This is a genomic window from Pedobacter sp. G11 (genome assembly GCF_003860265.1).
Classification (GTDB): Bacteria; Bacteroidota; Bacteroidia; order Sphingobacteriales; family Sphingobacteriaceae; genus Pedobacter; species Pedobacter agri.
Map to the genome: position 1 here is coordinate 1,202,909 of NZ_CP034190.1, position 26,309 is coordinate 1,229,217.

A 26,309-nucleotide genomic window follows, 5' to 3' on the forward strand; every position below is an offset into this window, starting at 1 on the left:
ATCTCCTATTGGAACCCCTAAATCAAACCCATTATGAAATTAGTATTATGCTGGCTTTTTACAGCCTTAGTGCCGTATATTGCCTTATCTCAGGAAAAAATAGTGAAGCTTTATCCTGTTAAGAAAGGCCAAACAGTTGATTTTAAATTCGATTATCCGAAAATTATCCGTGTAAGCAACTGGGACAAAAATGAGATATCGGTAGAGGCATCGATAAAAGTGAACGGTGTAGCGGCGAATGATGTTTTTTCCTTGTCAAACAGTGAAGCAGATGGCAAGGTGTTGATTGAGAACAAAGTAGACATGGATAAAGTGCCTCAAAGGTTTTACACAGTAGAAAATGGTGAGAAACAAATATTCGATAGCCGGGCACAAATGGAAGCCTTTATAAAGGAAAAAGGGAACGCCATCACTTCCAGTTACCAGACTAAAGACATCGAAATTTTAATCGACATTAAACTTCCGGCAAATGTGGTAACCAATGTAACAGCTACGTATGGTGTAGTTGAAGTTGCTGATTTTAACGGACCGATTACCATTGATGCTAAATTTGGCGGTATTGATGCCCGGTTAAGCCAGCAGCAGGTGGGTACACTTAAAATGACCAACCGCTTTGGTAAAATTTATACCAATTATAATTTTCAACCTAATGAAGTAAAAGAACAAAGATTCTTCACCTCTATTGCCGCAAATCCTGGTAAAGGAGCCAGCTATGATTTTAATTCATCTTTCGGAAATATTTATTTAAGAAACCCTTAAGAAAATTTCGCTACCACAGCCTGAGCAACCATTAGCCGGATAGAAATTAACTAGTACTTCTTGCAAAATTTAGATGGAAACTTCGTTTGCTAATTTGAAGCTGTTTTGAAAGCATTGGCAAAGGTTGTGGTGGCAATTTGTTGCATGGCTTCCTCAGTAAAGAAACCCTGATGGGATACCGGCCCAAAGTAATTGTAATCAAAATCATATTTCTTTCTGTATAAAGAATTTGCTAATTGCATTCTCCATTCCGTTCATCAATCTTTTTGATGATGTAAGAAAGTATTTTAGCGTATACTACGTAGGCTACAAACACGTAAAAACCAAGTTGCAGTGCCGAATTGTTTGCTGTTACCGTTTTCAGCACATCGTTTTCGATATTTAAGCCCGAGAGCTGACTTTTTAAGATCCCGTTTAACCCAATATAAGTCATCGCAATACCGACTACCATTACATCGGCCATATCCCATTTGCCCAAATCAAAAGCCATAAAACGTAAAACCTTCTGGCTCCCGAATAGGTGTGCACAGGAAACATGGAGGGCTCTGGCGATGATCCTCAACAGTGGAAAAACAACCACGAAAATGAGCAGCAATACGCCAACCAATACCGCATCGGGTTTAGGTTGTTCAATCAAGGTTCCGATAATACCCAATATACTCTTACTCTGGAAAAATAATACCTGATTGGTGAAGGCTAATTTATCACCCAATAAAGCAAACTCCATCGACTGGATACGGGCATCCACCTCAATAATGGGCGATGTAACACCCACAACCAACAAAACCAGGGCGAACAGGAGCGACATTACAAATAATGGCACATGCAACCGTACCTGTTTACGCAGAAACAACCATAAAATGAGTGCAATGGATACACAGCCTAGAAGACAAAGTCCGTTAAATGTGGTTTCCTTTTTAATGTGATCCAGTTTGGTTTTCACTACCTGATCAAAAGCATTCGCGTTATTGACGTGATATTTATGGTAAATATTGCGTTCTACAGTGCTGATGGTGGTATCGGAGCGATCGTATGTTTGCTCTTCCAATTCATCCAGCTTGCTGTTGGCAATACCTTTGATGCGTTTCAGGCTGGAAGGGCTCGTAATTTTGACAACAATGGTTCTGGCGAATGACGGAACCTGCGCATGAAGTTCATCAACATCTACAAAGGTATTGAAGGCCAGCTTTTTTAATTTGCCGGCCAAACCCTTTTGCGGCCTGGTAATTTCGGCTACTGCTTTGTTAATTAACCCGTGTAATTGTTTTTCTACGCCTTCCCGCATTTCGGTTTTCTGCTTGGCGGTTAACTTAAAGCCTTTTACTCTCCGGTCTACCACCGCCGAGATTTTTTCTCCCCACCGGTCTACCGAGAAAATGCCAAAAGTAATGTTGTTCGATAAACTATAATCTTCCTTAATCGATTTTTGTTCGTAGGTAACTTGATGAAACTGGTAGCCAAAAAAAGCTGCGCCTATTAAAAGGATACTTAAAACGGCTATGAGCGCAAATGGAGCAAACTTGTTTGCTTTTGCAGGAATATCGGGAGTATTGGTTGTTGTTGCCATAAAATTAATCAAACCTGTTAATGGGCATCGTGTGGAGTAATGAACTTCAAAATGGTCGACAATATGAGTCCATAAAGTACAAAACTGATAAAAATGATATATCCTGGCTGTAATGCCGTATTATTGGTGGTTAAGATGGTCAGCGAATCATTTTTGATATTCAAAGCCTGTAACTGTCCTTCCAGCAAACCGTTCAGGCCAATATAAGCCATCAATATGGCGATTACAATGACGTCGGCCATGCTCCATTTACCAGATTGAAAGGCAAAATACTTGATCACGCCGTTTTCTGCCAGCTTTTTGTTTCCTAAAAGGTGAATACCGGTTGAGCTCAGTTTTACCACCGGAAACAGAATACTAAATACCAGAATCAGTACGCCCACCAAAATCGAATCTATACCGGATTGACTGATCAGCACCATCACTACATCCATAATACTCTTGCTCTGGAAAAACAACACCTGATCTTTGAAAGTAACATGCTCCCCCAGTAACACGAAATCGAGCGACCGGATTCGGGCATCAACCTCAATCATGGAGGCGGTCAACCCGACAGCCAACAGCATAAAAGCAAATAACAGCGACATTACAAATAGGGTAACATGCAAATCACGGCGTTTCCGTAAGCCCCACCAAAACGCCAGCACCACCGCTACACAACCCAGCATACCAAAAGAATAGCGATAAGTTTGGGTACGGATTTCGGCCAGTGCTGCCACCAGCTTTTCGTTAAGTGAAGGCGTTGATGAAACTTTGTAACGGGCATACATGGCTTCTACTTCCTTGCGTTTGGCCACAAAAGCACTGTCTTTCATTTCTTCGCTGGCCAGTTCATTAAATTCGCCAATGGCCATTTTACTAAGCTGGCGTTTGTTTTTAGGATCGTCTACTTCAGCAATAATCTTCCTGGCGAAACCCGGTACCTGTGCCCGGATGCTATCAGAATTCACGAAATTTTTGATGGCAAATTTTTGGATCTTTCCACTAATGGTTTTCTTTTTCTTGTTGACCAGTGCTTCCGCCTTATCAATAAGCGCCAACAGCACCTGCTCTACCTCCGTTTGCAGCACCTTCTTTTGCTTTTTCGTCATCTTCAGGTTACGAACCTGGTGATTGACAATTTTCGACACATTCTCTTTCCACTGTTGAACAGAGAAAAGTCCGAAAGTGATGTTATTAATGTTGGAGTAGTCTTCCTTAATGCGTTCCTGCTGATCGGAAAGTACATGCAACTTCCATCCGAAATAACCTTCGGCACCAAGCAACAAGGCAAGTGCGAGGATTAAAAGCAATTTAGGACGAAAGGAATTTCGTTGCTTTTGAGGGTTTTCTGATGTTTCCAAGCCTGTGGGTTTATAGGGTAATTTTGCTCCTTGTCCAAAAACATCCATCATCTTTCCAGTAGTCGGATAGGGTATGATGTCAAATCTTTTGGTTAGTCGTTCGGCAGATAAAACCAATAATCTCTTAAAAAGGTTTTAAAAGGAAAGAAATTTTGTTTTGGTAAGATAGCGATGCCTCGATAGTTAATGCGGCAGTCTTATCCCTTACGCCAAACAACCATTGGCGAATTGAACCAGATAGGCAATTCCTCCAACCGATCGGTCATCCCAAATCGATCGTCATTGCGAAGCCTGTTTTTCACAGGCTGTAGCAATCTCATCGTTTATAAAACTACTTTAAGCTTTATGCCTTAAGCTCAAATATCATCCTGAGCCTGTCGAAGGAAATACCAAAAATACCTCCCCGTCATTGCGAAGCCTGTTTTCACAGGGCAATCTCCTCATTTACGCCATAAAACTACTTTCAGCCTTAAGCTTTACACCTTAAGCTCAAATGTCATCAATGGCGATAAAAAACCATCGCTAATTAAACGTTTGCCGAAACTCAACTGGCGACATATTCGTTTTCTTCTTGAAAAGTGTGCTGAAAGATTGTGCATGTTCGAAGCCCAGTGCATAGGCAATCTCACTTACAGATAAATTTGTAGTTGACAACCTTTCTTTAGCCTGATCAATCAATTTCTGATGAATATGCTGTTGCGTATTCTGCCCGGTGTGTATACGAAGTAAGTCACTCAGGTAATTCGGTGAAAGATTCATCAAATCTGCAACATATTGTACCGTTAAAAGTCCACGGTTTTCTGCTTGCTGTTCCTGAAAATAATCATCAACCAATTGATCAAATTTTGCCAATAACTGGTGATTATTGTTTTTACGGGTAATGAACTGGCGCTCGTAAAAACGATTGGAATAGTTTAGTAAAAGTTCAATCTGAGAAAGGATAATTTCCTGTGTATGCCGGTCGATATGCACACATTCTTTATTGATTTTATCCAGAATGGTAATCAGATTTTCCTCTTCCTCAGCAGATAGATGCAAAGCTTCGTTTACGGAGTAAGAGAAAAAACCATATTGATGAATGCTGGTGGCCAGGCTGTGTTTCAACAAAAAATCAGGATGAAAAATCAGCAGATAACCAGAACCACATTCTGTAGCCTGCAAATCGAGGTGCTGTACCTGATTAGGCGCCGTAAAGCTCAGTACTCCTTTATCGTAATCGTAATGCTGCTGGCCATACCTGATTTTCCCGGTGGCCTCCCTTTTTAAGGCCACACAATAAAAGCGGTTCACAAAACCTTTCCAGATTTCATCCTCCAAAAAAATACAATGATCGAGATTGATGACGCTAACCAGAGGATGCAAGGGCTCGGGGAGCGACAAAAGCTGGTGAAACTGTGAAATTGATTTGATGGCATTCATGTTGTAATTTATGAAATATGCAAAAAAGAAAAGCGGTTGCATTGTAAAAAATGCAACCGCGGAATTAATTTAATCGATCAGGCCCATGCTAAATTCATCATAGGGTTTACCGGTATCGGTTCCAATCGGCACGATACTTTCCAGTCTGGAAAGATCGGCTTCACTTAAATGGATCAGTGTGGCGCCCAGGTTTTGCTCCAGGTATTTACGGCGTTTTGTTCCGGGAATGGGAACAATGCCTTTACTCATGATCGATGCCAGGGCAAGTTGAGACGAGGTTACATTCTTTTCTGCCGCCAGTGCTTCTATGGCTTTAACCAGTTCAATATTCTGATGAAAGTGTGCTTCCTGAAAACGCGGAATTGCCCTGCGAAAATCATTCTCCGGAAGATCGTTGATACTTTTAATCTGGCCTGACAAAAACCCGCGACCAAGTGGGGAGTAAGCCACAAAGCCTACGCCCAGATCATTCAAAGTGCTTAACACACCCCGTTCTTCAACGGTGCGCTCAAATAAAGAATATTCACTTTGAACAGCGGTAATGGGATGGACGGCATGTGCTCGTTTAACGGTCTCTGATGAAACCTCAGATAAACTGATATAACCAATTTTGCCTTCTTTAACCAATTCGCTCATGGCGCCAACCGTTTCTTCAATTGGCGTATTTTTATCCAGGCGATGCATGTAGTACAGATCGATATAATCGGTATTGAGGTTTTTTAAGGAGCGCTCAACAGATTTTTTCACGTAATCTTTTTGACCATTAATTGCCCAGGTTACCTGATGCTGATCATCAATCTCCCAGCCGAATTTGGTGGCAATGATGTACTCATTACGTTTTCCTGAAATGGCCTTCGCAATCAGTTGTTCGTTTTTAAAGGGTCCGTATAAATCGGCTGTATCCAAAAAATTCCCGCCCAATTCCAGTGAGCGATGAATGGTAGCAATCGCTTCCTGCTCATCCGCAGGCCCATACATGTGGCCATCTTCAAAACCCGTCATGCCCATACAACCCAAACCCATATTCGGAACAACCAATCCCTGACTGCCCAATGCTATTTTTTTAATTTCCATAATCCTGATGTTTTAATGATTCAAAATTCGGCAACATCCTTTCGTCAACTGTATGCAAAACCACGAAATATGTTTGCAAAACGAGGGTAATAAAAAAAGGAAATCATATCGGCAACTTCCATTTAACACTTGTTTTATCAAAGCAAAATGTAAATTCGCAATGGATTGAATCATGTACGAAACATTACGAAAACATATAGAAAAGACTGTTAGCTTAAGCGATGAGGAATTTGCATGGGTACAAAGTCACTTTTCAATTAAAAAATACAAAAGGCACCAGTTTATCATTCAGGAAGGAGAAACGGTTGGCTACTCCTATTTTATCGTTTCTGGCTTAACAAAACTGGTTCACCATGATGTTTCAGGAAAGAGCCATATCATTGCCTTTGCGATGGAAGATTGGTGGGAGAGTGATTTCTTTGCCTACCTGACGCAAACAAGAGCAACCTTATCCCTGGAATGTATTGAGGATACGGAAGTGCTTTGCATCTCTTTGGCCAACTACCGTAAGCTCTGTGCTGATTTACAGAAAGTGGAAGCCTTTTTTCTGGAGAAAGCGCACTTTGGTAATATCGCAGCGCAACGGAGAATTTTATCGCTGCTTACTTCCAATGCAAAAGAACGCTATTTGCAATTGCTAAAACGATATCCACAATTGGTACAAAGGGTTCCGAAATCACTACTTGCAGCATACCTTGGTGTTTCCAGAGAAACGCTCAGCCGGTTTTCCAATTGATGTGACAAACCGCACATTGAAATCGTGATCAATGTCAACATGAGAATGTTTGCGATTCTTCAACTTTGTATCTCACAATTAAAAGATATACAATGGAAACAAGATCGATCAATCCATGGAAATGGCAGGACCTGAGAAATTACGTACAGGCAGTAGAAGTAAAGCAAGTAGCCGGAACCTTGTATTGTTCAGGGCAAACAGCCATCAGTGCAGATGGTATTTCGAGCGATGCGGATATGGACACTCAATTAACTGAAGCGATTAAAAACCTGGAAAAACTAATTACTGAAGCCGGTTATGAATGTAAAAACACAGTGCGATTAAATGTTTACCATACCGATACAGCAGCATTTTTTGAAAGCTTTCACATTTTGCAAGCATGGATCATGAAACATAATATCAAACAGGCTACCACAGTTTTAGAAGTGAATACCCTTTTTGAAACACTAAAAGTGGAGCTGGAGGCAACTGTTGTAAAATAGAGGAAAGGTGTAATAATAACATAAGGCATGCTTTTCACAGCAAAGCTGATTCCTTGTTGGAAAGGTTTAAGCAACAACAGCTGCCTGTGAGGCAGCTGTTGTTTGTGATCTCAGATGATAAAACGTATCTCCTAGGCATCAAAACCCCCTACGTCATAACGATGAGGAACGACGCGGCAATCCTTATCAATAATTTAGCAACAAAAAAAGCTGCCATTAGGGGGCAGCTTCAACATATTCAGGATCTGAATGAATTATTTTGCCAGGCTCATCGCAACTTTATCTGCTGCAATCACTTCATCGGCAATGAACGATTCTGATTTGCGGCTAGCGAAATCGGCTAATTTCACGTTTTTCATATTGCTGGCAATCATCGTACTTTCTACTGCTGTACCGTTCAATTTCAATACCGCATCTTCTTTAACCACCGTGTACAAACTCGCAGTAGTCGTTTTGATTTTTGCCGTAGCATTTTGGTTCAAGAACAACTGAAGGTGTTTGACATCGAAATTATTGCTGGTTACCACTACCGATTGACCATATGCTTCTACACGTTGCAAATCTTTAACCGTAATGTTCAGTGTTACCTGTTGCGATTCCATCGAGTTGATGTAAAGCGTTTGTCCATTGCTGATTACCGAAGTTTTAGTAGCATCATAATTTTCAGAACCTTCGATACTTTCCTGATCACCCTGGGTTAACACCACTTTTATGTTACCACTTACCCAAATGCGGTTTACATTTTTAACGGATGAAGTTTTGGCCAGCGGATCTGAATCAGCTGCAAAAGTGGTGGCTACTGAAGAAGCAAATAATACTCCTGTTAACGCTGTTGCGAATAATGTTTTGGCTAATGTTTTCATGACTTTATATTTTAAGTTTCTTAATGTTTTCTGATAATAAGACGACACCAAGCCCAAAACGTTGCAGGCAAAAACGCGGTATTATACCAGTAGTAAGAGCCTATAGACCAACGCCTGTAATTTCTCGACGAAAAAGTGTTGGTAAGGTAAACCCAATGTATCAAAATCCTACTGCGTCATGGCGAGGAGGAACGACGCGGCAATCTCTTCTTTACAGGATACGTCCAATTCGCAAATCCCTCCAACCAATCTGTCATCCTGAGCTTGTCGAAGGACAAACCCACCATCAAAATCCCCATCCGTCATTGCGAGGAGGAACGACGTGGCAATCTCACTGTTTACGGAATACGTCGAATTCGCAAATCCCTCCAACCGATCTGTCATCCTGAGCTTGTCGAAGGAAAAACCCACCACTAAAACCCCAACCGTCATTGCGAGGAGGAACGACGCGGCAATCTCTTCTTTACAGGATACGTCCAATTCGCAGCTCCCTCCAACCGATCTGTCATCCTGAGCTTGTCGAAGGACAAACCAAACCCTATCCGTCATTGCGAGGAGGAACGACGCGGCAATCTCTTCTTTTACAGGATACATTCAATTCGCAGCTCCCTCCAACCGATCTGTCATCCTGAGCTTGTCGAAGGACAAACCAAACCCCATCCGTCATTGCGAGGAGGAACGTCGCGGCAATCTCGTCTTTTACAGGATACGTCCAATTCGCAAATCCCTCCAACCGATCTGTCATCCTGAGCTTGTAGAAGGACAAACCAAACCCCATCCGTCATTGCGAGGAGGAACGACGCAGCTAGCGTATTGTTTACGCATATCCTCCTACAAACTTTATTAAAATCTCCCTTCAATTGATTAGCTTCGGAAATCTTTTAACACTTTTGAATTCATCCCTCCAAAAATACCTCAAAGCTTTTACCCGCCTTAAACAAGGTGTAACGAAATATGGCCCGGCGCCACACAAACCAGTATTGTTGCTCAGCCTGATCGAACTCTTGGGAAAAGGTTTGGTCAACAACAACCAGTTTGAAGTGAATGCCGATCTGGTGGCTACTTTTAAAGAAAACTGGCTATTGCTGGTGCCCACGATGCACCAGGCCGATTTTACACAACCCTTTTATTATTTGCAAAGTGAAAAAATAGAGGGACAACCTTATTGGATGCTACAACCTAACTTGGGCATGCAGATCAATGCGCATATCAAGTCGGTTATCCGGTTAAGCGAAACCTGTGCTTTCGGCTATTTTGAACCGCAGCTATTTTTATTACTGAGTGATGCAAACCATAGGGCGATGGCTACTGCACTATTGCTCGATACTTATTTTGGGGAAAGCAAAGCCGGTTTTATCGCAGCCAAAAAACATGGTGAAGGCTACCTGCATGATCAGGAAGATTTCGTATTAAATGAGCCGGAAGCGAAGTACAGGCGGATTATCATCCATACCGAAGAGGATGTTTTCGTTCGAAACGGATTGTTTAAGAAACTGGTACCAAAAATTTATGGCAATCAGTGCAGTTTTACAGGAATGCAACTCAGCAGTACTTTCGGACACAGCTTTGTTGATGCCTGCCACATCGTACCCTTTACCAAGACACATGATGATAAAGTAACTAATGGTATCGCCTTATGCCCAAATCTGCACCGGGCTTTTGACCGAGGCCTCGTTGGTATTTCTGCTGACTACCACATTATGGTTTCTGATCATGTAATTGAAAAGGAAACACATGCTTATACTTTGAAAGGACTGGCAGGAAGAAAGATTTTATTGCCAAATAAGCATATACATTTTCCAGATACTGAAGCAGTAACCTGGCATCGAGAAAATATTTTTAAACATTGATATTAGCATATACTTTCATCAAAACTGAACAATGGAATCAATAGAGATATTTTTAGCTTCTGACCAACCGACAACCTGCCCAAAATGTGGGGCAAGAACCGAAATCATTGAGGATGGATCAGTATCGCAAAAACACCTTTGCCTTAACGAAGCATGAAATTACAAGTTCATTTTGGAGTTTGTTGAAGTGAAATCGGAGACAGTTTAAACAAAATACCAATCAGCGCACAAGCTTTAGCCTGGAACCTACAATTGATCGCACTATCCACTCACCAATTTGGCTGAATCTTTCCACAAGTAATTTGGAATAGGTTCTTGCAACTCCCAAGTAATAGACATCGGCTTAGAACCTTCATATTTAATAAAGTTAGCTTCTCCAATAAAAACATAACCTTGAGTATTGCCATATTGGTTACTCTTAGCCTCTCGTACAAAAAGTAATATCTTTTTACCAAGCTTCCTGTGATTAATATAACTTAGGCCTTTGCCACTATCACTACGCGTTTGATTTTGAGATTGCCAATGAAATAATATCTCATTAATAGCATAATCATCATATAGCGTAGTCGGGGAGAAATCCTCTTCAGACTTAGTCAGATCTATAAAAAGTAATTCGGTATTTAAATTCTTGTTTTCTGCTACGCCTTCGCGATTGCTCGATTGGCTAGATAATGTACTTAATCTGAAAGCAGCTAATACCTGGTCTCTCGTATACCTGGCATGCAGCTTCAAAGGTTGTGCATAAGATAGGTTTGTTAAATCATATTCCTCAAAATCAGTTTGAGCCAAACGGTAAGTTAAAAAGGAAATAATTTCTGCTACATAAGTTCTATTTCTACCAATCTCTTCAATGCTTTCAATAAGACTGCTGTCCGTAGTTTTTTGCCAAAAGTCATAGTGCAACATCACCAACATTAATTCATCCGTTTCAGAGAATTGTTTGTTGCTAATCAAGAAATCTGCTTTAGCCAAAGCTAGTAGAAAAGAAAAATAGCTGTGCGAACTCGTGCTTAACCACTTGTTCTTCAACATAGCCGTATATAATTTTTCGTTTAGTGGGTTATAGTCTGCTATTACACCGGCTTCATCACACAGCTTCGACCAACTGTTTCTAGTGTAGATTAAATTGCTATCCAGGTGATAGATATGCAAGAAATTAGCTAAAGTCAACGGCAAGTCGGTATGTTGCGCATAAGCCCTAATCTTATGGATCAGATTTTTTCTGCTTAAATTCGTAGCCCGTTTGATATTGGCTAAAATGGTCTCCTTTGCTTGTTTCTCTAAAACGATGGCACAACCCAAGGGCAAATGTGGGAAGTCGTTTTCAATCTCTTTTTGTACGGTGGTATTGGTTTTGCCAATCAGCGCCCTAAACTTTCCTTCAAAATCGTATTCGGCATTGGCGTTACCTACAAAATCTAATACAGTAAGTATATCCTTTCCCTCATGTAATCTAAGGCCTCTTCCCAGTTGTTGTAAGAAAATAGTTAAGCTTTCTGTAGGCCTTAAAAATAATAAGGTGTCAATTTCAGGAATGTCTATACCTTCATTTAAAATGTCAACCACAAATAAGTAGTTAATCTGCTTGGTGCGCAACTGCATTAAAGCTAGCCTACGTTCTTCGCTACTCGTATCACTGGTTAACGCTTTAGATTTGAGCCCGGCCTTATTAAACCGTTCGCTCATAAACAGCGCATGATCTTTAGTTACACAAAAACCTATCGCAATCAAATCCTCAAAATCTTTAGTGTATTGTTCTAGATTTCTAATGATCTCCCCCACACGCCTATGATTAGCCGTATAAACTTTACTCAGCTCACTTGCTACATATCTGCCTTTTTCCCATCTTACCTGAGATAGGTCGGTACTATCGGCAATCGCAAAATATTGAAATGGGGTAAGGAGTTTTTGGTTTAGCGCTTCCGGCAAACGTATCTCTGCGGCAATATGGTTATCGAAATAAGGTAAAATGCTTTCGCCATCCATGCGTTCCGGGGTAGCGGTAAGCCCTAAAAGAACTTGCGGCGTAAAATAATTAAGTGCCTTTTGATAACTACTGGCGGTAGCGTGGTGTCCTTCGTCTACAATAATATAATTGTAATAATCAGGACTCACTTTCATCGCTTCCAACTGATTGTTCAGCGTCTGTACAGAGGCAAAAACGTGTCTTTTATCGGTTATCTCTATTCCATCTACCCAAAGTTCGGCAAAGCTGGCATCCTTTAAAATATTTCTAAAAGTATGTTGGGCCTGTATTAGGATCTCTTTCCGATGTGCAATAAAAAGAAAAGTTGCCTGAGGGTTTTGCTGTCTAAATCGTTTAAAGTCAAAAGCTGAGATCATGGTCTTTCCTGTGCCTGTTGCGGCAACAATAAGATTTTTAAATCTACCATGAATATAACGCTCTACATGTAATTTTTCCAATACCTCTAATTGGTAATGGTAAGGTTTGATATCAAAAAAGTTAATAATGCCTTCGTCTGTTTTTCCAATCTTGTTGCTTTTGATTGCCCCGCTTAGCTTTTCGTAATGCAGCTGATCATCGTAAAGCTCAAACTCTGCATGTTGCCAGTAAGATTCGAAAGTCTTCTGAAACTTTGCAATAATATGTGGAATTTCTTTTGTGGTAATCTTTACATTCCACTCTAAGCCATCTGTTAAAGCAGACCTGGAGAAGTTGGAAGAGCCAATATAACCCGTATGAAATCCAGAATTTCTGTAAAACAGATACGCCTTTGCATGTAGTCTCTCTTTATCTACATTATACGATACCTTAATTTTAGTATTCGGAAGTTTGGCTAATTCTCTGATTGCCTTCGCATCGGTAGCCCCCATGTAAGTGGTGGTAATTACCCTTAATTGGCCGCCATTGGCAGTAAAATCTTCAAATGCGGGTTTCAAGATGACGATGGCTTTCCATTTGATAAAAGAAACCAATAGATCAATGCGATCGGCGGAAGCTATTTCTTTCTTGAGTTCGCTCTCTAAGGACAAACCTACATTTCCACCAGTAAAAAGTTCACTTTGTGTGAGTCTGGTTTGTGGGGTAATTTCTTTTAAGCGCAAATCTAAATCACTGTAGTGATTATCTATCGTAGTAAAAACGGCCTTTAGTATCGATGCCTCCGCATCTATAATATCATCTTTGAAATCGTATTGGGCTATCTCCTGCTGTAAAAGGACAATGATTTTGTTAGCAATTTCAATCTGCTTAGCAACATCTTTTTTAATTAAACTAAAGGCCTGCTGCATGGCCGAACTTAAATCTTGGGCCAATACTCTTGAAGCTTCCTCTTTATCTATCGGAGCGGTGTTGATATAAAACGACTGCCTGTCCAAGCTATCTAGCTTCGCCCTAAGTACGCCGGTAATTAATTGTTCGTAGATGCCTAAGTTCATTGATATAGTTTCATTAGCTCTTTCACTACTGGCACATCTGCCCCTGCCCAGTCGTATGTCATTAGGTTGGCTATCTTTTCCCACTTCACTTGCGAATGTTCCATTGCCTTAAGTTCACCGCCTTGATATGTGCAAATAAATGGAAAAAGGTGTAGCGAAAAATCTGGGTAATGGTATATAACATCTGTTAAATCTTCACCAATGCTGATGTCCAGATTTAATTCTTCTTTAATTTCCCTGACCAGACAAGCTGCTTTACTTTCACCTGGCTCTATCTTACCTCCAGGAAATTCCCATTTTAAAGGCAATTTCATACTGGCACATCGTTGGGCAATCAATACATGATTATCTTTAAAAATAATGGCGCAAGTAACTTTTAGCATTAGTCAGTGTTTATTTTTCTAAAGTAAGGTAAATTTGTGAGAAGGTAAACCAAATGGCAAGATGCAGTTAGTAGTGTGGTTTAGATAATTTTCCTGCTTTACATCGCCAGGATTTATCTTTTATTTGCGAATTATCGCTAGTGATATTGCTGATGTACAACTTCAGTTCAAATAATTTGTTTGAGCATTAATATAGATAAACGGGGACCGTCTGAAAAGATGGTTCCCGTTTTCATTTTTAAACGCTTGATACAACAAAGCCCTTTAATACTTCTAAAGGGCTTCTGTTTTAATCCGGAAAGTGGTCCCGACGAGAATCGAACTCATATCTAAAGTTTAGGAAACTTCTATTCTATCCGTTGAACTACGGGACCGTTTTGATGTGCGCAAATATAATAAAAGTTTTGAGGGTAAAATGCCGAACGGAATGGTTTTGACCTTGAACGATAAAAAAATCGCTTACTTATTAATGCTATCAACCTCAGGCTGGAAAACAAAGTGATTTAGCTAGATGTTATTTATGATAATTTAACTAAATATTTCCCTGATGAACACTAAAATGATTTGGGCAAACCTGGCGGTGAAAGACCTGGAGCGCACTGCGAAATTTTATACAAGCCTGGGCTTTATGCCAAATGGAAAGTTTAATGATGATTTAGTAAGTTTCTTTTTTGGTCAGGATAACTTTATCATTCACTTTTTTGTGGAAAAGCAATTTAAGACTGCCGCAAAGCTGGAAAATTCGGAACTCCACACTGGTTCGGAGATTATCTTTAGTCTGTCTGCCGAAAGCCGTGAGGAGGTTGATGCCTGGATGGAAAAAGTGAAGGAAGCCGGGGCAACTATCTATGCCGATGCGGCAGATTTTGATAAAGGTTATACGTTTGGCTTTTCAGACCCTGACGGGCACAAATTTAATGTACTTTACTGGCCATCTTAAGAGACAGATAAGGTATACAGTTTTAATCTTATGGTATTACAACCGAAACAGTGGTGAGTGAATGCTTCCTGTTTCCAAATTTGTGCTTATATTGTGATGTGCATTTTTTTCTCTATTATTAAACAAAGGTTTGGAAGCATCATCAAACAGCGAAATGCCCGTGGGTTTAACGGGGCTGATCATCATTTTTATCCTGTACATGGGGATGTGTTTGATTTTGGCAAATTTTGGTAAATCAACAAAATTGGGATTCTGGGGTTCATTTGCAATTGTAATCCTGTTAACGCCATCATTTGGAGGAATGGTTGTAACGATCTTAAAAAACATAGATTTACATACAAAAAAAGACCAACCTTAGTAGCTAAGATGATTGGCTAAAAGTCATCTGCCGCAATATTAAAATTTATCATTGCACACAAAAGCAATGCAGCAATCGCATCAAGCGCAAAAAATATCCGGCAAACTGCTCAGTTTGTAAAACAAATAAAGTAGCGCACCGGATATCGATTTTATCTATAAGTATTTTTTTTATGCCTCAGTCAGGACACCATAATTAATTAGGCAATCAGGATACTTTCTATACCTTTTTCTAAGGCAGTATCTTTCACCACTGGTATCGAAGCCCCTTCAGCCCTGAAAACGGTGACATCCGTCATGCCCAAAAACCCAAGCACACCTTTGAGGTATGGCGTAGCAAAATCATAAGCCTGCATCGGTCCGTCAGAATAAATCCCTCCTGAAGCAACGGCGAGGTAAACTTTTTTACCGGTAATTAATCCTTGTGGCCCCTGTTCAGTATATTGGAAGGTAACGCCTGCCCGGGCAATGTGATCAACCCACGCTTTTAAGGTGGAAGGCACACCGAAATTATAAAAGGGTACACCGATTACAATGATATCTGCTTCCTGAAGCTCCGCAATGGCTTCATCAGAATGTTGAATGGCCACTAAATTTTCAGCACTTCTGCTTTCTTCAGGGGTGAAAAACGCATTGAGGTGTACTTCTTCGAGGTGGGGAAATGGATGTTGCGCAAGATTTTTTTCTTTTACAATGGATTCAGGATAAGTTTCCTGAATTTTCGATACCACTGCATTACCTAATTGAATGCTCATGGAGGCACCACCCCGGGGACTTGAAACAATATGGAGGATTTTTTTCATGTTTTCTAAATTTTATGCCCCAAATTTAGAGATACCATTCCGGTGATTTTCATCACTATCTAAAAGGTTAGTGCTATCCTTTTGGATAGCGACTGATGCTGCTCATCAATGCTTTCTAATGCTTTAAGTAAAGCGGTCAATCCCAGAAAAAAAAAGAGATTGTATCAATATGAACAATCTCTTTTTTATTTTGAATATCACGTCCTCATTCCTCCGACAAGCTCAGGATGACAAACTCCTAGAATAAAACTCCCTTAAAACAAGATCTATCTGATCACACTGCCTTCAGTAAAGCGATCAACAGGTGCTACAAAAGTGAGTTTGCCTTCCGAATTTTCAGCCATTAAAATCATGCCTTGCGAAAGAATACCTTTAATTTCACGAGGTGCCAGGTTGACAATAATGCTCACCTGTTTGCCGATAATCTCTTCTGGTTTATAATGTTCGGCAATACCCGAAACCACAGTCCTTTCATCAATTCCGGTGTTCACCGTAAGCTTTAGCAGCTTTTTAGTTTTTTCTACCTTTTCGGCTGCAACAATCGTCGCCACCCGAATATCCATGGCAGAGAAATCATCGAAATTAATATTTTCTTTTGCAGGTGCAGCGGTCGCATTGTTTACCGCGTTAGCCGACTTACTCTGATTTAATTTCTCAATCTGGAAATCAATTTCTGCATCCTCAATTTTTTCGAACAGCAACGTTGCCTCGCCAATTTGGTGTCCACGTTTCAACAGGGCCACGCTTCCTGCATCATCCCAGTCGTGACCGCCATTTTGCAGCATTTTCATTAATTTCTCTGCTGTAAAAGGCAAAAACGGTTCAATTAAGATTTGAATATTCGCCGCAATCTGAAGTGCAACATGAAGAATAGTTCTTACCCGATCCTCATCCGTTTTGATTAATTTCCAGGGCTCGGTTTCGGCCAGGTATTTATTACCTAAACGGGCTACATTCATCACTTCCGATAGCGCCTCCCTAAACCGGTAGTTTTCAATAGAAGCTGATATTTTTTCAGGATAACCTGCCAATTCATCGATCACAGCCTGATCAACTGCTGTAATTTCCATACAGGTCGGTACCGCACCATTGAAATATTTATGCGTAAGCACCACCACACGGTTTACAAAATTACCCAGAATGGCCACCAACTCATTGTTATTTCTGGCCTGGAAATCTTTCCAGGTGAAGTCGTTATCTTTTGTTTCTGGCGCTGTTGCAGTAAGCACGTAACGCAATACATCCTGTTTCCCTTCAAAGTCTCGCAGGTATTCGTTTAACCAAACTGCCCAGTTTTTAGAAGTAGAGATTTTCTGTCCTTCGAGATTCAGGAATTCATTTGCAGGCACGTTATCAGCCAAAGTATAATCACCATGTGCCATTAACATCGCCGGGAAAATAATGCAGTGGAAAACGATATTATCTTTACCAATGAAATGCACCAATTTGGTTTCGTCGCTTTTCCAGTATTCTTCCCAGCCACATTTATCACTTTCGTAATTGTTAATGTAGTATTCTTCGGCCTTTGGATTCCAAACATCCAGCTTGGCGTAGTTGCAAAGCTCTTTTGTGGCAGAGATATAACCTATCGGCGCATCAAACCATACGTATAATACTTTCCCTTCTGCATCACGAAGTGGCACACGCACACCCCAGTCTAAATCGCGGGTCATGGCACGTGGCTGCAACCCTGCATTTAACCAGCTCTGGCATTGGCCATAAACGTTTGGCCGCCATTCTTTATGGCTTTCGATGTATTTTCTTAAACGTTCCTCATATTGATCTAAAGGTAAAAACCAGTTTTTGGTTTCCTTTAAGATAGGTTGATCACCAGAAAGGGTTGATTTCGGATGAATTAAATCTGTAGCATTTAGTGTAGAACCGCAATTTTCACATTGGTCGCCGTAAGCGTTTTCATTGCCACATTTAGGGCAGGTTCCGGTGATGTACCGATCGGCTAAAAATTGCTTTGCCGTTGGATCATAGTATTGCTCCGTAACTTCTTCTGTAAATATCCCTTTATCATACAACGTTTTGAAGAAATCGGATGCGGTTTGATGATGTGTTTGCGAGGATGTACGGTGATAAATATCGAAAGAAACGCCAAATTCTTTAAAAGAATCACCAATAATTTTATGGTATTTATCTACCACTTCCTGCGGCGTAATGCCTTCACGTTTGGCCTTTAAAGTAATCGGCACACCGTTTTCATCAGAGCCACAAATAAACTTTACATCACGTTTGTTCGACCTGAGGTAACGGGCGTAAATATCAGCAGGAATGTAAACACCGGCAAGGTGCCCAATATGAACCGGTCCATTGGTATATGGTAATGCTGCCGTTACGGTATATCTTTTTATTTTACTATTATCCAAAACAATTTTTATTAATTTGGCAAAGATAAGTGTTTTAAAGATGATTAAGCAGCCCCCGTATTTAAAAAAAGGAGATAAGATTGCCATAGTTTGCCCGGCGAAGAAATTACCCAAACCCATTGATCATGCGATTGGCATTTTAGAAAGCTGGGGACTGGAAGTGGTTATTGGTGAAAGTGTTTATGCCAGTCACCACCAGTTCGCCGGAACAGATCAGTTAAGAGCCCGGGATATTCAGCATTTTCTGGATGACGAATCTATTCGGGCGATCATTTGTGGCAGAGGTGGCTATGGTGCCATCCGCATTATTGATGAACTCGATTTTACTGCCTTTCATCAACACCCAAAGTGGTTTGTCGGGTTTAGTGATGTCACGGTTTTACTTTCGCACCTCACCGCACAATGCCAAACACAATGTTTACATGCGCAAATGCCTTATACTTTTGATGAATCTACTCCTGAAGCCTTATCATCATTAAAGAAGGCCCTTTTTGGTGAGCAGCAAAGTTATGCTTACAGCAGTGCGTTTAAAAACCAAACCGGTGAAGCGAAAGGGATTTTAATTGGGGGCAATTTGACTTTACTAACCATGGTTCAGGGATCTGTTTCGGAGATGGATTTCGACAATAAAATTTTATTCCTGGAGGATGTGGGAGAACAGGAGTTTAGTATAGACAGGATGATGCGAATGTTGAAAAGGGCTGGTAAGCTAAAAAACCTGAGGGCTTTGATTATTGGCGCTTTTAATGAGATTGAAGAAGAAAAGATTTCTTTCGGACAAACGGCAGATCAGGTGATCTGGGAGGTAGTGAAAGATTATGGTTATCCGGTTTGTTTCAACTTCCCGACAGGCCATATTGACAATAATTTAAGTATGATTTTAGGGGCAGAGGTTGAATTAAAAGTAGAAACAAACAACGTTCAATTTAAATATTTATAACATGGCAATTTTTGAGGGTTTAGGAAAATACCGCAATACAGGCTTACTGATGCTTCGCATTGGTTTGGGCGTAATGTTCATCATTCATGGTTTTCCAAAGTTAGCGGGCGGACCAGATGGCTGGACCGGACTTGGGGGCAGCATGAAAGTTGTGGGAATAGATTTTCTCCCGGTATTTTGGGGATTTATGGCGGCAGTTGCAGAAACTTTTGGTGGATTCCTGTTGATTGTTGGACTATTTTATCGTCCGGCCTGCATGCTTTTAGTTTTCACGATGGTGATTGCAGCTTTGGTTCATCTGGGTAAAGGTGACGGATTAAAAGGTGCGAGTCATGCCATTGAATTGGGCATTGTATTTTTCAGTTTGATTTTTATCGGCCCCGGAAAATATAGTGTAGATAAAAAATAGAAGTAAATGATTATAAAAAGAAAAAGCCAGCGTTTGCTGGCTTTTTCTTTTTAAGCATATTTCGGTTAGTTTGGTACAATTAATTTGTTGTTTTGCACTTCCGTGGCTGAAATTGGCCAGATATATCCGGCGGTGTTAAATGGAATTGCTGGTGCAGTACCTTGAGGACCACTTTTTGCTGCAAAACCAAGCCCTAATCTCATCACATCAGGAGATCTGAAACCTTCACCTAACAATTCAATTCTTCTTTCGGTAAGAATAGTATTTTTAAGGTTTGCAGGTAAAAGATCAGTAGCCGGAAATATATAAGTTGGGTTTGAGCGCTGTCTAACCGCGTTTAATAAAGCGATAGAACGGGTAGGATCACTCACTACAGTGGCCTCTGCCAGGTTTAATAATACTTCAGCATACCTGATTACCGGAATGTAATCTGTATATGGAGAAGGTCTTTTAAACTTAGTTAAATATGTATTGGCACCTACTGCCTGGGTTAACCCTTTTCTGGCATCGGTTGATGCCGCAGCGAAGGCGGCATTCCCAAATATACCTGCTGTATTTAAGAAGTATTCCTGGTTCCCGCCGGCACTCTCTACATTATAATAGTAAGCCAGTTGATTTTGTGTTCCCGGCGCATCTAATTCTGTCATTGGAAACGACAGGAGTGCTTCAGGCCCAACATAACTTCCACCAAATACGCTAGCAATACTGGTCTCCAATCGGTTCGCCACACCAGTTGTTGCCGAGAATGGAGCTGTTGCAGTTACAATTTTGTTGGCTTCAGTGACTACCGAAGCTAAATTTCCCATTGATAGATACACACGCGTTTTTAATGCAATAGCGGTATTTCTTGATGCTCTGGTGGCTGTCAGCGTTAAAGCCAGATCAGGCTCTGCTTCATTCAAATCTTTTAATATTTGTGTATAAACCTCTGCAACGGTACTTCTCTTTAAATCGTTACCGGTTAAATCTTTCTCCGCTCTTAATCTTAACGGCACACCCAGGCTTGCGCCATTATCCGTAATGTATGGCTTAGCATAAAGCTGCAAAAGGCTATAATAGGAAAGTGCCCGCATTACTTTTGCTTCAGCAATATATTGTTTTGATAATGCAGGTGTTAAAATTGCTGCATTGGCCGTAATGCCTTCCATAACTAAATTGGCACGATTGATTGCGGCATAAATTGCGCCCCATAAGTTGGTCACCTCACTGGTATTTGATACCAGATTGAAACGCCAGGTTTCTAAGTTCGTTACCCCATTGGGTTTATTTACAATAAATTCTTCGCCACGGATGTCGTTATACACTAAATAACGTCCTCCATAAAAGTTGCCATTCTTTACCCCTGCATAAACGCCTCGAAGTTCAGAAAGGATACGATCCGGATTAGAAAATGCCTCTTCCGTTGGTAATGATGTTTGTGGTGCTGTTTCTAAAAAATCCTTTTTGCAAGCGGTTGTAAATAGCAACGGCGCTGCAACAAAAAGATATTTTATTTTATTATTTATATTAATTTTCATGATGTTCTAATTTTTAAAATCCAACATTAATACCAAAAGTGAACGTTCTTGCAGATGGCACGGAGTTTCTGTCAACACCCGGCGCTAAACTGCCGCTGTTGCCGGCTGCAGTAGAGTTACCATTTACCGAAACCTCAGGATCTGGACCTGGATAGTTCGAAATGATCCATAAGTTACTCGATTGTGCATAAACCCTCACATTTGAAATTCCATATTTATTTAAAAACGGTTTAGGGAGCGTATATCCCAAGGCCAGGTTACGCACCTTTAAAAAGTTACCTGAGAATACATTTTGCGATTGCGCAAAGGCCGAACCATTTGACACGTTGTCATTGTAAACCACACGAGGGATGTCGGTAACTTGACCTGGAGTAGTCCACCTGTCCATCATTCCGGCTTCATTATTCCAGAAACGTTGATCGCGTAGCCCTGCCAGTGATCCGTAATAAACCTTATTACCACCTGAGAAAGTTAAGCCAAGCACTAAATCGAATGCTTTGTAACGGAAGTTATTGTCTAAACCACCAAACCATTTTGGAATGGCCTGACCAGTGATGGTTGCATCAAGGGCGGCATCAATTGCCGGAGCGTTTTGCCCTGCATTTGGTCCGTCTAAGTATTGGTAGCGGGCAGCTGCAGCTCTTTGGAAACTGAATCTCAATTTTTGACCAAATCTGTTCACAAAAATACGCTCTCCTGTAGCTGGATCAACACCTGCAGTTGGAACGGTATAAATGGAACCAATCGGATAACCTACACGCGTAATATTAGCTGTTTCCAACTGTGTAACACCAAATAAATCAGCATTGTTATTACCCAACGCCGTTACTTCATTTTTTAATGTGCTTAAGGTAAAAGAAGTTGACCAAGAAAAGTCATCATTTTCGATATTTCTTGAGTTGATTGCAAACTCAAATCCTTTATTATACATTCTACCTACGTTTGTGGTAATTGTATTTCCAGGGATACCTTTAGAAGGAGCCTGAGGTGCGTTCTGAACCAGATTGTCGATATTGTTATGGTAATAATCAACATCTAATGAGAAGCGACCACCTAAAAACTCCAGGTTCACACCTACATCTGCTTTTTTACTGGTTTCCCAGGTTAAGTTCGGGTTACCTGCCTGGTTGAAAGATAAAGCTGCATCGCTACCGTACAAGCCAGGGCTGTATAAATACAATGCCGGATAGTTTCCGATATTGATGTTACCCACCTCACCATAACTACCACGAATTTTAACGCGTGTTAATATTTTGCTGATTCCAGATTCTTTATAGAAATTTTCTTCAGAAAGTGCCCAACCTGCTGATGCACCACCAAAGTTACCGTATTTGTTTCCTGCAGATAGACCAGAGTAACCATCACGACGGAATGAACCTGTTAAATAATATTTCTTTTTGTAATCATAGTTTACGCTTCCAAAAAATGAACGGAAAGCATTATCAAACTGCACCAGGTTGGCTGGAGTAATTGTTCCGAATGAACCTTGATACACTTCGATAAATGGATCGATCACATTTTGGCGTGTTGCACCATAACCGTATGATTTGGTATACTGATCTTCAGCACCGATAAATGCACCAACGGTGTGATCGCCAAAAGTATTGGCATAATTTAAGGTATTAGCCCAGTTCCATCTGCTGTTTTTTACAAAGTTACTGGTTGCACCGCCGTTATAAGCAAATCCATCACCCTGTAAACGATTTACAAATACATTGTTATCCAGTTTCAAATTATCAATACTATAATTGGTTTTGAAAGTTAAGCCTTTTAGTATCTGAACAGAAACATATCCGTTAGCAATTAAACGATCGCTTTCAGACGTATTTTTATCCGAATTAACCAGCACCGCCGCATTAGGATAATTTGATGCAATTAAGTTTGCACCCAAGCCAATTGCTGAACCAGCTACATTATAAGAACCATCTTCATTAAATGGAGAAACGTTCGGAGGCAATACAAATGCTAAACGACCCAAACCACCTGTATTAAAAGATGATCCTGGAAGTGAACCGGTATTGGGTGCACGATTCAGCGTATTGCTGTATGAGAAATTTGTTCCAATGGTTACATTTTTAAACAATTTGTGATCTAAATTCACGCGGCCATTCTTTCTTTCGAAAGAGTTGTTAATGATGAAACCTTCCTGATTACTATAACCTAATGAAACAAAGTATGAAGTTTTTTCACTTGCGCCAGAGAAATTTAAGGCATGGTTATGAGAGGTTGCCGTTCTATAAGCATAATCATACCAGTTGGTTTCTACCTGGCTACCATCAGAACGGGTTTGTAAAAAGAATGCAGGAGCCAAGCCAATGTTGGTTCTGGCCTCATTTTTAATTTGAACATATTCTGCGGCATTCAATAAAGGATTTAGATTTTGAGCTTTAGATGAACCCACCCATCCTTCATAATTTACCTTAGTAACACCTTGCTTACCTTTTTTAGTAGTAATTACCACTACCCCATTTGCTGCTCTTGAACCATAGATGGCCGAAGAAGCTGCGTCTTTTAAGATATCAATAGATTCAATGTCAGCAGGATTAATATCACCTAAAGCATTACCTGCAGCACTATTGCTTGACTGATCGCCAGTAAATACAGGAATACCATCCACAATAATTAACGGATACGAACTTAAAGAGATCGAGTTTACACCTCGAACCCTGAAAACAGGAGGATTATTTAACAAACCATTTGGCTGAATAATATTCACCCCGGCTGCTTTACCTGCCAATGCCTGTTCAAAACTTTGCACCGGTTGGTTTTTCAATTTCTCACCACTTACACTGGCAATAGATCCGGTAACATCTCTTTTGGCCTGAGTGGTATAACCGGTTACAACTACATCAGATAAGGTTTTGGAATCGCCGGTTAATACTACATTAAGTACATTACCTGATCCAATCGGGCGTGTTTGCGTGGTGAATCCAATGTAAGAGAATTCTAGAGCAGTAGCTTGCGAAGTGATTCTGAGTGAATATTTACCATCTGCAGTGGTTGTGGTTCCGCCAGCTGCACCTTTGATTTTTACACTTACACCAGGAAGCGGTAATCCATCTTCCTTCCCTGTAACTGTTCCAGTGATTGTTCTTTCCTGAGCCATAGCACTCGCGGCTATAAACAGTAAAATGAACAAACTTTGTAGAAGTTTTTTCATAAAAATTTATTGTTTAGTTAATTAATGATTTCCCGAATATAAAATTTAACATCGTGTAATGCAAATATTACAAAACGAAAAATGTAGTTAATTTTTTGAAAAGTGGGCTAAATATCGTTTTATGCCAGAAAATCGATCATAAATTTTAATTTATTGAAAGCAAAAAACTCAAGAAATCGCAATTGAAGGTTAGTTTTAATACGGCATGCTGCATTCTCTCAAAAAATTGTGTTTATTTTTTTTTACATCATGCAGAATTTAGAAAATATTCAGAAATAAAAGACTATTAATGAATATAGAGCGCCGTGAAGCTCACATTTTTTCTGCTTCTCTATATGTTCTGACCACATTGAGCCAAGTATTGAAAATTAAACGCATAAAAAAAGAGGTTACCTTTCGGCAACCTCTTTTTGATAATGTAAAAATGATGAAACTTAACTATAAAGGATTCTGTATTACCACACCATTTCCAATGTTAATTTCATCTTGCGGAATTAAGAATTGCCATTGCTTATCTCCAGCAGGAATAGTTAGAACATTAGCATAAGAAACGTTATGGTTTGCACCAGTTCTATCTAATGATGAGTTTGTACGTTTCAAATCATAAAATCTAAATCCTTCACCCCAAAGCTCTACTCTTCTCTGATTCATAATCTCTGTAATTAAGGCTGCACCCGTGTTTGTTGATAAGGTATAAGAAGGGTTGCGGTTCACAGCTAAAGGCAATAACGCTTGAGCTGCTAAGACATCATTTCCTCTTCTGGCCTCTGCCTCAGCTTCAATTAAATACATTTCTGCAGCACGCATATAAGGAACATCGCCAATACTTAAAGAAACATCAGCAACTTTAAATTTGCGGCTCATGTATCTGTAACGGCTTGATGCTGAAGTTGGAATTGGAAATTCAGCTGTGTTTGTACCTGTTGGATCCCAAAGCTTTTTACGAACATCCGTTGCAGGAATCGAATTATAAAGCGCCGAGTTGATAGACTTAGGGCTTGTTCTGATTACTGTTGAGTTATAATTCGCAGACATGTAAGCAAAAAACGAATAAAAGTAGTTCGTTTGATCAGATGTTATTCTTGAAGCCCACATCCACTCAGTATTGCTGTAATCATTAAAACCAGCTTGATATACTGTGTTATTCATTAGTGTATAGCCAACCCTTGCTTCTTTCGCAAATTTTACGGCATCAGCCCAGTTTTGTTGCGTAAGTGCAATTCTTGCTTTTATACCTTTCGCAACATCGATATTGAAGTGAGATTTATTGGTTCTGGTATAACCCGCAAACAAACCTATTGCATCATCGATATCTTTATTGGCTTGTGCGTAAACTTGCGCTACAGTGCTTCTTGGTGTTTTTTCATTGCTTGGCGTTAATACCAATGGTACAGCTAAACCGCCATTTGCCTGGCCAGCAACGTAACGCTCCCCGAACAATTGAACCATTTGGAAATATGCCCAGCCACGGTAAGTTAGTGCCTCTGCTTTAATAGCAGCTTTATCTGTAGCACTACCTTCAGCATTATCGATGTTGGCGATAATCATGTTGGCATTGCTAATGATTACATAATAGAATTGGTAGTTGTAAAACAACATACCACTGTTTGGATTACGGTGTGAAATCCATTTCCCTTCATTTAATAACCATGAACTAGATGCTGTATTGAATACCATATCTTCACCCATGATGTCCATATATAGCATATTTCCACTTTGTCCACCTTGTGCCTGAGAACCAAATATTTGGTTATACATTAATCTATGGATACCATTTACAGCAGTCCAGGCATTTTTGGTAGTACTGAAAAGCACATCTGTAGAAACTTGATCAGTTGGGTTAGTTTCAAGAAACCCCTTTTCGCATGAGCTGAGTGTGGTTAACAAAGCCCCCACAATCATCATTTTACTTATAATTTTTTTCATAATGTTT

General features: G+C 40.2%; 22 protein-coding genes and 1 tRNA gene. 8 read left to right on the forward strand and 15 right to left on the reverse strand.

The annotated features are described in order from the left end of the window. The first annotated feature begins 33 nt into the window (after positions 1 to 33). Entirely contained in the window at positions 34 to 759 is a 726-nt protein-coding gene (locus tag EA772_RS05280; RefSeq protein ID WP_124911634.1) for a hypothetical protein, read from the forward strand. Positions 760 to 848: 89 nt separating this feature from the next. On the opposite strand, the gene EA772_RS22030 is transcribed toward EA772_RS05280, so the two are convergent. The 5 genes from EA772_RS22030 to EA772_RS05300 form a co-directional block, all read right to left on the reverse strand. Beyond that, positions 849 to 1,001: a hypothetical protein gene (locus EA772_RS22030; RefSeq protein ID WP_168187483.1), complete on the reverse strand. Its 153-nt coding sequence runs from the start codon at positions 999 to 1,001 to the stop codon at positions 849 to 851. Continuing rightward, the gene (locus EA772_RS05285) at positions 992 to 2,326 is read right to left on the reverse strand and encodes a paraquat-inducible protein A (RefSeq protein ID WP_124911636.1); all 1,335 of its coding nucleotides are present in this window, start codon (positions 2,324 to 2,326) and stop codon (positions 992 to 994) included. The genes EA772_RS22030 and EA772_RS05285 overlap by 10 nt, the downstream gene beginning before the upstream one ends. Before the next feature lie 17 nt (positions 2,327 to 2,343). Then, positions 2,344 to 3,786 carry a paraquat-inducible protein A gene (locus tag EA772_RS05290; protein WP_246834048.1) on the reverse strand — a complete coding sequence of 481 codons (1,443 nt, stop codon included), beginning with the start codon at positions 3,784 to 3,786 and terminating at the stop codon, positions 2,344 to 2,346. Positions 3,787 to 4,191: 405 nt separating this feature from the next. Then, entirely contained in the window at positions 4,192 to 5,088 is an 897-nt protein-coding gene (locus tag EA772_RS05295; RefSeq protein ID WP_010603215.1) for an AraC family transcriptional regulator, read from the reverse strand. A 69-nt stretch (positions 5,089 to 5,157) separates the two neighbouring features. Beyond that, entirely contained in the window at positions 5,158 to 6,162 is a 1,005-nt protein-coding gene (locus EA772_RS05300) for an aldo/keto reductase (RefSeq protein ID WP_124911638.1), read from the reverse strand. A gap of 172 nt (positions 6,163 to 6,334) precedes the next feature. On the opposite strand from EA772_RS05300, the gene EA772_RS05305 reads away from it, so the two are divergent. Both EA772_RS05305 and EA772_RS05310 read left to right on the forward strand, forming a co-directional pair. Then, positions 6,335 to 6,898 carry a Crp/Fnr family transcriptional regulator gene (locus EA772_RS05305; protein ID WP_124911640.1) on the forward strand — a complete coding sequence of 188 codons (564 nt, stop codon included), beginning with the start codon at positions 6,335 to 6,337 and terminating at the stop codon, positions 6,896 to 6,898. A 92-nt stretch (positions 6,899 to 6,990) separates the two neighbouring features. After that, positions 6,991 to 7,380, forward strand: coding sequence for a RidA family protein (locus tag EA772_RS05310; protein ID WP_124911642.1), 390 nt, complete (start codon positions 6,991 to 6,993; stop codon positions 7,378 to 7,380). Positions 7,381 to 7,634: 254 nt separating this feature from the next. Here the strand turns inward: EA772_RS05310 and EA772_RS05315 are convergent, their stop codons facing one another. Both EA772_RS05315 and EA772_RS05320 read right to left on the reverse strand, forming a co-directional pair. Next, complete coding sequence (locus tag EA772_RS05315; RefSeq protein ID WP_124911644.1) at positions 7,635 to 8,243, reverse strand: GIN domain-containing protein; 609 nt, start codon at positions 8,241 to 8,243, stop codon at positions 7,635 to 7,637. 168 nt (positions 8,244 to 8,411) lie between these two features. Further along, positions 8,412 to 8,837: a hypothetical protein gene (locus EA772_RS05320; RefSeq protein WP_124911646.1), complete on the reverse strand. Its 426-nt coding sequence runs from the start codon at positions 8,835 to 8,837 to the stop codon at positions 8,412 to 8,414. 296 nt (positions 8,838 to 9,133) lie between these two features. On the opposite strand from EA772_RS05320, the gene EA772_RS05325 reads away from it, so the two are divergent. Further along, the gene (locus EA772_RS05325) at positions 9,134 to 10,093 is read left to right on the forward strand and encodes an HNH endonuclease (RefSeq protein ID WP_124911648.1); all 960 of its coding nucleotides are present in this window, start codon (positions 9,134 to 9,136) and stop codon (positions 10,091 to 10,093) included. 261 nt (positions 10,094 to 10,354) lie between these two features. Here EA772_RS05325 and EA772_RS05330 read toward each other — a convergent pair whose 3' ends face one another. From EA772_RS05330 to EA772_RS05340, 3 genes are all read right to left on the reverse strand, one after another. Then, entirely contained in the window at positions 10,355 to 13,492 is a 3,138-nt protein-coding gene (locus tag EA772_RS05330) for a DUF3427 domain-containing protein (protein WP_124911650.1), read from the reverse strand. Next, positions 13,489 to 13,875: a (deoxy)nucleoside triphosphate pyrophosphohydrolase gene (locus EA772_RS05335; RefSeq protein WP_124911652.1), complete on the reverse strand. Its 387-nt coding sequence runs from the start codon at positions 13,873 to 13,875 to the stop codon at positions 13,489 to 13,491. The genes EA772_RS05330 and EA772_RS05335 overlap by 4 nt, the downstream gene beginning before the upstream one ends. A 302-nt stretch (positions 13,876 to 14,177) precedes the next feature. Next, a tRNA-Arg gene (locus tag EA772_RS05340) sits at positions 14,178 to 14,249 on the reverse strand. A 173-nt stretch (positions 14,250 to 14,422) separates the two neighbouring features. Here EA772_RS05340 and EA772_RS05345 point away from each other — a divergent pair. Continuing rightward, a complete protein-coding gene (locus EA772_RS05345; protein WP_124911654.1) occupies positions 14,423 to 14,815 on the forward strand; it encodes a VOC family protein in 393 nt (130 codons plus the stop codon). A 130-nt stretch (positions 14,816 to 14,945) separates the two neighbouring features. Beyond that, positions 14,946 to 15,173, forward strand: a complete 228-nt coding sequence (locus EA772_RS22225) for a hypothetical protein (RefSeq protein WP_210405078.1) — start codon at positions 14,946 to 14,948, stop codon at positions 15,171 to 15,173. Between the two features lie 199 nt (positions 15,174 to 15,372). Here EA772_RS22225 and EA772_RS05355 read toward each other — a convergent pair whose 3' ends face one another. Together EA772_RS05355 and metG are read right to left on the reverse strand one after the other, a co-directional pair. After that, positions 15,373 to 15,975, reverse strand: coding sequence for an FMN-dependent NADH-azoreductase (locus EA772_RS05355; RefSeq protein WP_124911658.1), 603 nt, complete (start codon positions 15,973 to 15,975; stop codon positions 15,373 to 15,375). A gap of 266 nt (positions 15,976 to 16,241) precedes the next feature. Further along, a complete protein-coding gene (gene metG, locus EA772_RS05360; protein ID WP_124911660.1) occupies positions 16,242 to 18,350 on the reverse strand; it encodes a methionine--tRNA ligase in 2,109 nt (702 codons plus the stop codon). A 40-nt stretch (positions 18,351 to 18,390) separates the two neighbouring features. Between metG and EA772_RS05365 the strand changes: the two genes are divergently transcribed. Further along, positions 18,391 to 19,290 (forward strand): LD-carboxypeptidase, encoded by a 900-nt coding sequence (locus EA772_RS05365; protein WP_010602107.1) that lies wholly within the window; start codon positions 18,391 to 18,393, stop codon positions 19,288 to 19,290. Between the two features lies 1 nt (position 19,291). After that, positions 19,292 to 19,699: a DoxX family protein gene (locus EA772_RS05370; protein WP_124911662.1), complete on the forward strand. Its 408-nt coding sequence runs from the start codon at positions 19,292 to 19,294 to the stop codon at positions 19,697 to 19,699. Between the two features lie 65 nt (positions 19,700 to 19,764). Here EA772_RS05370 and EA772_RS05375 read toward each other — a convergent pair whose 3' ends face one another. The 3 genes from EA772_RS05375 to EA772_RS05385 all read right to left on the reverse strand — a co-directional run bounded on the left by EA772_RS05375 (position 19,765) and on the right by EA772_RS05385 (position 26,302). Beyond that, positions 19,765 to 21,216, reverse strand: a complete 1,452-nt coding sequence (locus EA772_RS05375) for a RagB/SusD family nutrient uptake outer membrane protein (RefSeq protein ID WP_010602668.1) — start codon at positions 21,214 to 21,216, stop codon at positions 19,765 to 19,767. A 13-nt stretch (positions 21,217 to 21,229) separates the two neighbouring features. Next, a complete protein-coding gene (locus tag EA772_RS05380) occupies positions 21,230 to 24,376 on the reverse strand; it encodes a TonB-dependent receptor (RefSeq protein WP_124911664.1) in 3,147 nt (1,048 codons plus the stop codon). A gap of 438 nt (positions 24,377 to 24,814) precedes the next feature. Then, a complete protein-coding gene (locus EA772_RS05385) occupies positions 24,815 to 26,302 on the reverse strand; it encodes a RagB/SusD family nutrient uptake outer membrane protein (RefSeq protein WP_124911666.1) in 1,488 nt (495 codons plus the stop codon). Between the last annotated feature and the right edge of the window lie 7 nt (positions 26,303 to 26,309).

Coding starts and splice junctions, on each gene's coding strand:
- EA772_RS05280 (WP_124911634.1), top strand. CDS start 34: ATGAAATTAGTATTATGCTGGCTTTTTACAGCCTTAGTGCCGTATATT.
- EA772_RS22030 (WP_168187483.1), bottom strand. CDS start 1,001: ATGCAATTAGCAAATTCTTTATACAGAAAGAAATATGATTTTGATTAC.
- EA772_RS05285 (WP_124911636.1), bottom strand. CDS start 2,326: ATGGCAACAACAACCAATACTCCCGATATTCCTGCAAAAGCAAACAAG.
- EA772_RS05295 (WP_010603215.1), bottom strand. CDS start 5,088: ATGAATGCCATCAAATCAATTTCACAGTTTCACCAGCTTTTGTCGCTC.
- EA772_RS05300 (WP_124911638.1), bottom strand. CDS start 6,162: ATGGAAATTAAAAAAATAGCATTGGGCAGTCAGGGATTGGTTGTTCCG.
- EA772_RS05305 (WP_124911640.1), top strand. CDS start 6,335: ATGTACGAAACATTACGAAAACATATAGAAAAGACTGTTAGCTTAAGC.
- EA772_RS05310 (WP_124911642.1), top strand. CDS start 6,991: ATGGAAACAAGATCGATCAATCCATGGAAATGGCAGGACCTGAGAAAT.
- EA772_RS05315 (WP_124911644.1), bottom strand. CDS start 8,243: ATGAAAACATTAGCCAAAACATTATTCGCAACAGCGTTAACAGGAGTA.
- EA772_RS05320 (WP_124911646.1), bottom strand. CDS start 8,837: ATGTATCCTGTAAAAGAAGAGATTGCCGCGTCGTTCCTCCTCGCAATG.
- EA772_RS05330 (WP_124911650.1), bottom strand. CDS start 13,492: ATGAACTTAGGCATCTACGAACAATTAATTACCGGCGTACTTAGGGCG.
- EA772_RS05335 (WP_124911652.1), bottom strand. CDS start 13,875: ATGCTAAAAGTTACTTGCGCCATTATTTTTAAAGATAATCATGTATTG.
- EA772_RS05345 (WP_124911654.1), top strand. CDS start 14,423: ATGAACACTAAAATGATTTGGGCAAACCTGGCGGTGAAAGACCTGGAG.
- EA772_RS05355 (WP_124911658.1), bottom strand. CDS start 15,975: ATGAAAAAAATCCTCCATATTGTTTCAAGTCCCCGGGGTGGTGCCTCC.
- EA772_RS05365 (WP_010602107.1), top strand. CDS start 18,391: ATGATTAAGCAGCCCCCGTATTTAAAAAAAGGAGATAAGATTGCCATA.
- EA772_RS05370 (WP_124911662.1), top strand. CDS start 19,292: ATGGCAATTTTTGAGGGTTTAGGAAAATACCGCAATACAGGCTTACTG.
- EA772_RS05375 (WP_010602668.1), bottom strand. CDS start 21,216: ATGAAAATTAATATAAATAATAAAATAAAATATCTTTTTGTTGCAGCG.
- EA772_RS05380 (WP_124911664.1), bottom strand. CDS start 24,376: ATGAAAAAACTTCTACAAAGTTTGTTCATTTTACTGTTTATAGCCGCG.
- EA772_RS05385 (WP_124911666.1), bottom strand. CDS start 26,302: ATGAAAAAAATTATAAGTAAAATGATGATTGTGGGGGCTTTGTTAACC.